Raw genomic sequence first — 6,873 nt, 5'->3', positions numbered from 1 at the left:
GACTTCGTTAATTGCTGGCGCGACTGCGCCTGTTGCCGCGCGCTGTTGCCGATGCCCGCCAGGCTGCCGTCCGGCATGCGGCCCGTGCGCTGCGCGGTGGACTGCACGGCGTTCTTGTCGGAGAACCAGCCGGGGCTGAATGCGCGCGTCTGGGCTTGAGCCGTGCCGGTGGCGCTGCCTGCAATCGCCAATGCCGCCACCGCCTGCGACAGGGGGTTCAGGCGCCAGGCGGGCCGGTAGCCAAAAGCGCGCGAGCCGGCGCGCGTGGGGGCGTGGTGCCGGCGGGATGGGGCGGAGGGCGTAGCGGACGTAGACAGGGACATGGCGTGATTCAAGGATGTCGATGAAGGGCGGCAGTGACAGGGTCACTGGGCCCGCTTACTCATCTAGTCGAACGACGCTTCGGGACTCGGCATAGGAATCCGCGTGAATTTTTTATGACAAGCGTCCAGGCCCCAGGGCTGTCAGCTCAGGAACACCACGTCGCCTACGCGTCTGACGGACACGCCATAGAGTTGCTGGATCTGCGCAATGGCCTGATCCAGGTTCTTCACCTCGTAGCGGGCGCTCAGGCGGTGACGTGCCAGCGCGCTATTCATCAACACCACGCGGCCGGGCCGATAGCGGTTGATCTCTTCTACGGCCAGATTCAAGGGCAGGTCATGAAAACTGACCATGCCGCCGCGCCAGTCGGAGGCCGACTGGCCGAAGGCGGCCGGTGCACCCAGGGCGTCGGCGTCGTAGCGTAGCTGCTGCCCCGCCTGAAGAACCAGCATGGCCTTGGGATGCGTGAGTTCGACCTGGCCGCTGTTGCAGCGCAATTGCACTTGATCATCGTTAAGGCGGCGAATTTCGATGTCTGCGGTGGACAGCCGCATGCGCCCCACGCCCGCCACGACCTCGCAAGGCTGGCTGCGGGCGCCGCGGATGGCAGCTTCGCCCGAGACCAGCTCAATGCGGGGTGCGGCGCCGGGAAGCGATATGTTGACGCTGGTCTGGGTGTTCAGCGCCAGTTCCAGGTGCTGGTCGGCAAGGGCGACCTTGCGTTGCTCACCCGTGGCGGTGCGATAGTCGGCGTTGGCTTCCGCCCAGGACGGCCAAAGGCCGAAGGGCGGGTGCAGCAAACCGATTGCCGCCATGCTGGCGAATGCGCTGGCGCCGCCTGCCAGGAACCACCTTCGGCCCGGCCTGAATGGGCCCGAGCGGCCGGGCCTCCGGCTTGCGTTGTCATTCGGGCCGGGTGCGGTGCCAGGGGTCGCGTGATGCGCCACGTAGGCGTGTGCAACGTGGCCCAGCTCCTTCCATGCACGCGCGGCCCGCACCCAGGCGCGCTCATGCGCCGCGCTTTGGGCTCGCCATGCCTTGAAGGCGTCACCATCCCGGGTGGTGGGCGAGCCGGTCGCCAACGCGCGGGCCCAGGCGTGGGCCTCGCGTTCAATGGCGGGGTCGAAGGCAGGGCGGGGGCCCGCGTTAAGTTCGGAGTTCATGAGGGGTCGTTCGCCTGCGCGGCGCTATCTGCCGTTCTGATATCTAGACGTTTGCGCGGCGCCGGAGCGGAACCCATAACGCGGGAAATAAACACTTTCTTTCAATTATTCCTCCGTACGCGCCATCTGCCGCACGCAGTGTTCATGCGCGGTCTGCAGCTCTCGCCCTACAAGCCGCACCGAGATGCCCCAGCGTTTGGCAAGATCGGGGCGCGACAGGCCTTCCACGCGCGCAGCCAGCAGAATGTCGCGCTGTCGCGGCGTCAGCATATCCAGCGCCTTGAACATCTGGGTCAGGTCGGAGCGAGACTGCATCACCTGGTCCGGCCCGGGACTGGCATCCGCCACATCGAAGAATTCGCTGACCTCGCCTTCGCTCAGCAGCCGGACGTCCTGCCGGATGCGGTCGATGGCGACATGCACGGCCGTGTTGACCAGGTAGGATTGCGGATGCCGGACAGCGTCCAGGTCGTCACGCACGGACAAGCGCATATAGGCATCATGCAGCGCGTCGCCCGCCAGGTCGGACGCGCCGCCCAGCCGACGCGACACCTGATGCTTGATGGCTTCGTAACGCTCGGCGATCAACCGCCGCAGCGCGGCCAGGCCGGCGCCGCTCATCCCGTGCAGCCGCCGTATCGGCGGGCGGCCTCGGGCGTGATCAGCAGCGTGGCGGGTGAGCCGAAACCGGGCGGTGGGGGCGCAATGGGCAGGCCCGACAGGGCCTTGCGCAAGGCGCGTTCCATCTCGGGGTGACCGGTGGCGTGCACCTGCACGTCCGACAAGACATTCGAGCCGTTTAGCCCGACACGCAATGCCACGCGGTATTCCCCTGTGCGCAAGGCCGGGCGGGCGCACAACGCAGCCAGCACCGTGCGCTGCAGCTGGCCGTAATATTGCTGCCGCACGGCTGGCGAGGCGGGCGGGACCGGCGCTGGCCGGGTCAACGCCCGAGGCATCAGCAGCACGGCCTGCGGCGCCGTGTAGCGAGCCTGAAGATCGGTTCCCGCCAGCAGCCGCGTCAAGGCTTCGCGCGCGGTAAAGCGGCCTGCCAGCGGCGGCGCCATCTTACCGGCGGTCTGGCCGCTGTCATACAGCATGGAATCTCCGGTCAATTGGCTGTAGCGCTGCAACGCGTCATGCAGCGACTGGCGCGGCCAGTCGAAGACGTAGACCGCGACGGGGATTGGGGCAGGCTGGCCCGCAAGCTCAGCCGCCACGGGCGCGGACGTGGCAATGGCCGTCCCGGCGGCCAGCATCGCAAGGATGTTGCGCATCCGCCTCAGGCTGAAGCGACATGGTCGGCAGGCAACGCGGGGGGAGGAGGGCAGCAAGGCGGGGCATACGCGCAAGGAAGTCAACGCAGGCTACCGGAAGGCAGCGGATGAGCGCACATGGTAAGGCGCGACCATGACGTTTTTGTTGCGGAAATGCGTGGTGAACTGACCCCAGCGCACAGCAGGTGTCATGACGGGGCGGCTGCCCCGTCGTGACACCTGCCGTTAGGGACGATATAGCGGCTTCAATAGCGGCCAACGGGGATACGTTGGTCCTCGCGGGCACGCTTACGCTGTACCCGCTGAACGTCCTTCAGTGAATCTGTTCAGAGCCTGCGGGCTGCAGTTCCGACAGGGCATTCCAGTCGGGGTCCTTGAACATGCGCAGGTTGATGGGATAGATCGGATGTCCCGCCAGGCAGGCGTTGAATGCGTCGAGGAAGGTTTCGACGTTATCGGTGTAGTACCGCCACTCCTTCAGATGATTGCCTGTCATGCAAGCCACCTGCACACCGACGGGGGAGTTCTCGAAGGCTTGCTCGATGGCCTCCTCAAAGCGATTGGTGTGCTGCTTGTCTTCGTCATTGGGCATGCCGGACTCGATGCCGGTATAGGGCCACGAGATGATGATCAGGTTCTCATGGATCTGACGATCAGGCGCTGACGGCATCCCGGTACGAAAACGAACGATGACCGACAGACCGTTGACGCGGGTTTCGCCCACGGCCCACATATCGCCTGGAAAAATGCTGCTCATTGAATAAATTCCTGCATAAAAGCCGAACCGACGGGTTCGGGGTTGGGTACTACTTGTCTCGCGACGTGGAAAAGAACGTTCCGCCTTGGCCATCCGGTGTCAACGTCACCTTGAACGGAATCTGCTGGTTGCACAGCTGCACAATCCATCGTTCATCTACGCTTCCGTACTGCCGGGACGCGGCCGAATTGCCGGTGCCGACCGGATTGATCTTCACGACCTCGGTTTGAATCGCGTCGACCTTTTGGCAATTCGATTGTATTTGGGCCTGCATGGAAAGGTTCTGGGCGACGTCAGTTTTCAACGTTGCGCCCGCGTGCGTGTTGCCGGTGATGGGGACGTTGGCCTGCGGGGTGGCGCAAGCGGCAAGCCCAGAGACGGATGCGGCAATGATGAACGCGCGCAAAGGGTTATTCATGATGATTTCCTTGTCGGTCGGTTGATGCTATTCGACGAAACGACTGGCTGGCGTCGGACGGACCGCCTTGAGAATACCGCAGATGCGGATCCCCATCGGATAGGCCGATGCCTCGATCGGACATTCCTTCTGGCGCCTGACTGCGCGTCACGCCACCATCGCTCATTCCAAACTTCCAATCACGATTTTCAAGGAAATGAGCATGGGTAACCGTCTTGCGGGACAACGCATCGTGGTCGTCGGCGGCAGCTCGGGCATGGGGCTGGCCGTCAGTGCGCAATTGCTGCGCAGGCATTGCGAGGTGCTGATCGTGGGCCGATCCCGCGACAAACTTGATGCGGCGCGCGAGGCGCTGCGGGCGTTTGGCGCGCCCCGCCTGCATCAGGTGGATGTGACAAGCGAAGCGCAAGTGCAGCGGCTGTTTGAAGAATCCGGCCCGGTGGATCACCTGGTCTGCACGGCCGCCGACATACGTGGCGCCTACGAGTTGCTGCCGCAGCTTTCCTTGGACGCGCTGGACCGGGCTATCCGCTCGAAGGTCGTCGCGCCCATCCTGCTGGCCAAGCATGGCGCCCAGCGCATGCCGGCACACGGCTCCATCACCCTGACTTCCGGCATCGCCGCCTATCGGCCCAGGCCCAAGGGCGTGGCCGTGGCGGCGATCAATGCCGCACTGGAAGGGGTCGTACGTGCGATGGCCGTCGAGCTTGCGCCGTTGCGGGTCAATGCCGTATCGCCGGGTTGGGTCCGTACGCCGATCTGGAAGGACGTGGCTGGCGCCGACAGCGAACCGCTCTTGGCATCGATGGCCGAGCAGCTTCCCGTGGGCAGGGTCGGCACCGGCGACGATATCGCCGATGCCATCGTCTTCCTACTTGGCAATGGCTACACGACCGGCACCGTGCTGCATGTCGATGGCGGGCATCGGCTCGTCTGAAGCAGTCGCCGCAAGCCGGATCATCTCGATGAAGGCGGCCACCTGGCGGGTGGGTGCGCGATGCAAGGTGAGAAGACAGATGGGAAGACCTTCTCCCCCTGTCGACAGTGGCCGCCACTGGACGCGTGCCGCGGTTGCCGCCGGATCCAGCGCCATCCGTGGCAGGATCGAGACCCCAAGGCCCGCGGCCACCATCTGCATCAAGGCCGGTACGCTGTCGGCAGTACCTCGGATACGGGGCCGCACGGAGGCGTCCTGCAACAGGGCCTCCAGGTATTGCCGATACCGGCAGCCTTCCATCGTGACGATCAGCGGAAACGCCGCAAGCGCGTCAGGGCTGATGCGGGCTGTCTGGCTGAGGGGATGGCCAGGGGGCAGCAAGACCACCGGCATGTCCCGGGCAATGACTTCCGCCCGCAAGTTGGCGTCTTGCGCCGGCCACCCGTGCACCAGGCCGAGGTCGGCCGTTCCATCGAGCACCGCCTGGGCCGTCGCCTGGGAGTTTCTTTCCTGCACCGCGACCTGCGTGTCGGGATGCATGCCCGCAAAGTGCAGCAGTTGCGGAAGCAGCACGCTGGTGCACAGGGTCTGCGGGGCGGCGACCCGGATCGTGCCGCCTGGGTCGTCGACGTTGTCGCGGACTTCCCGGTAGGCATCATCGGCCATGGCAAGCAACTCGCGCGCGCGGATGGCCAGTTTTTCTCCGGCCGCGGTAAGTTGCAGGCGATTGTTCTGGCGGATGAAAAGCGCCTGGCCGACGCTCTCTTCAAGCGCCCGTACTTGTTCCGTCACGCTAGGCTGGGACAGGTGAACCCGTTTGGCGGCTTGCGTGAAGCTCAACGTTTCCACTGCCGCGACGAAGATTTTCAGCTGCCGTAGTTGGAACATGGGACTGGGGCGTTGGCCGTATGGGGCGGCCCGGGGGCGGGGCCTGGGAATGTAACGTGGCCTCACCGCCAGGCGGATGGCGATGTGATGCTGAGTTTACGGCAACCCGCCTGGGCGCGGCGATCACCTGGAAGCTAGCCGTGGGGGGAAATCGGAATTCCATCCCCGCGGCACAGGCCCAGGATCGTGCGCCGCAGCCACTGGTGCGCAAGGTCGCTCTGGAAGCGGGGGTGCCAGGCCTGAGTAAGCAGCACCGTTTCCAGCGGCACGGGCAGATCGAACAGCCGGATGCGCAGCCCGGCGGTGAGCGCGCTGCGCGCGAGATGTTCAGGCATGGGCAGCAGCAGGTCGGAATCTTGCAACGTGAATAGGGCGGCAGAGGACGTGGGCACGATCAGGGATACATGCCGTTGCAGGCCTTGGGCCTCCAATGCGGCGTCGAGAGGGCCCGCGGACTTGCCGCGCCGGGAAATGCCGATGTGCCCCCAACGCGTGAGCCGTTCGGGCGTAATGTCGTCCTCGAAAATCGGATGGTTCTCGCGGGCGACGCCGACGAACGTGGTGGTGAACAACGGCTGCACCCTGATTTCCGGGCCGAGTTTGCGGGACGCACTGATAAACAGGTCAATACGACCGCTGCGCAACGCCTCGACGTCCACATCGTCTTCCTCGGGAGAAAAACGCAGCATGGCGCGGGGCATGTCCCGTGCCATCGCCTCCAGCAAACGGCCAGCGTGGATGCCCACGAATTCGTCATTGGCGCGCACGCTGAAGCGCCGCTCCAGCGTCGTCAAATTGGATTCGGAGGCAGGCGCGAGCGCCTGGGTCGCGTGCTCGACCGCCACACGCACTTGCTCGCGCATCGCCAATGCCCTGGGGGTCGGTACCAATTTGCGGCCCGCCAGCACGAAGACCGGGTCGCCCAGGGTCTCGCGGATGCGGCCCAGGGTGCGGCTCATGGCGGGAGGGCTCAGGTTCATGCGCCTGGCCGCGCCGCTCACGCTGCCTTCCTCCAGCAGCACGTCCAACGCGAGCAGAAGGTTCAGGTCGGGGTGCTCCATGGTGTGCCTCGCATCTGCTGCAAAAAGCAGAATCCTACCCCTATACCG

At 65.1% G+C, this 6,873-nt stretch carries 9 protein-coding genes; 1 reads left to right on the top strand and 8 read right to left on the bottom strand.

Annotated features, from left to right (window positions below; genetic code table 11):
- The 6 genes from AC27VE_RS24425 to AC27VE_RS24400 all read right to left on the bottom strand — a co-directional run.
- Positions 1 to 323 (bottom strand): hypothetical protein (locus AC27VE_RS24425; RefSeq protein WP_488705235.1); only part of this gene is annotated, 323 nt, incomplete at its 3' end.
- A gap of 141 nt (positions 324 to 464) precedes the next feature.
- Positions 465 to 1,487, bottom strand: coding sequence for a FecR family protein (locus tag AC27VE_RS24420; RefSeq protein ID WP_488705234.1), 1,023 nt, complete (start codon positions 1,485 to 1,487; stop codon positions 465 to 467).
- A 105-nt stretch (positions 1,488 to 1,592) separates the two neighbouring features.
- Positions 1,593 to 2,108 (bottom strand): RNA polymerase sigma factor, encoded by a 516-nt coding sequence (locus tag AC27VE_RS24415; RefSeq protein WP_488705233.1) that lies wholly within the window; start codon positions 2,106 to 2,108, stop codon positions 1,593 to 1,595.
- The gene (locus AC27VE_RS24410; protein WP_488705232.1) at positions 2,105 to 2,764 is read right to left on the bottom strand and encodes a secretin and TonB N-terminal domain-containing protein; all 660 of its coding nucleotides are present in this window, start codon (positions 2,762 to 2,764) and stop codon (positions 2,105 to 2,107) included. The genes AC27VE_RS24415 and AC27VE_RS24410 overlap by 4 nt, the downstream gene beginning before the upstream one ends.
- A 313-nt stretch (positions 2,765 to 3,077) precedes the next feature.
- A complete protein-coding gene (locus AC27VE_RS24405; RefSeq protein WP_488705231.1) occupies positions 3,078 to 3,521 on the bottom strand; it encodes a DUF695 domain-containing protein in 444 nt (147 codons plus the stop codon).
- A gap of 49 nt (positions 3,522 to 3,570) precedes the next feature.
- On the bottom strand, positions 3,571 to 3,939 hold the full coding sequence (locus tag AC27VE_RS24400) for a hypothetical protein (protein WP_488705230.1): 369 nt from the start codon (positions 3,937 to 3,939) through the stop codon (positions 3,571 to 3,573).
- A gap of 202 nt (positions 3,940 to 4,141) precedes the next feature.
- Between AC27VE_RS24400 and AC27VE_RS24395 the strand changes: the two genes are divergently transcribed.
- On the top strand, positions 4,142 to 4,876 hold the full coding sequence (locus tag AC27VE_RS24395) for an SDR family oxidoreductase (RefSeq protein ID WP_488705229.1): 735 nt from the start codon (positions 4,142 to 4,144) through the stop codon (positions 4,874 to 4,876).
- Here AC27VE_RS24395 and AC27VE_RS24390 read toward each other — a convergent pair.
- Together AC27VE_RS24390 and AC27VE_RS24385 are read right to left on the bottom strand one after the other, a co-directional pair.
- Positions 4,811 to 5,764 (bottom strand): LysR family transcriptional regulator, encoded by a 954-nt coding sequence (locus tag AC27VE_RS24390; RefSeq protein WP_488705228.1) that lies wholly within the window; start codon positions 5,762 to 5,764, stop codon positions 4,811 to 4,813. The genes AC27VE_RS24395 and AC27VE_RS24390 overlap by 66 nt on opposite strands.
- A 134-nt stretch (positions 5,765 to 5,898) precedes the next feature.
- On the bottom strand, positions 5,899 to 6,825 hold the full coding sequence (locus tag AC27VE_RS24385) for a LysR family transcriptional regulator (RefSeq protein ID WP_488705227.1): 927 nt from the start codon (positions 6,823 to 6,825) through the stop codon (positions 5,899 to 5,901).
- Positions 6,826 to 6,873 lie beyond the last annotated feature (48 nt).

This window comes from Achromobacter sp. 18P8.1.1 (assembly GCF_057799415.1).
This window is presented reverse-complemented; position numbering and strand designations above follow the sequence as displayed.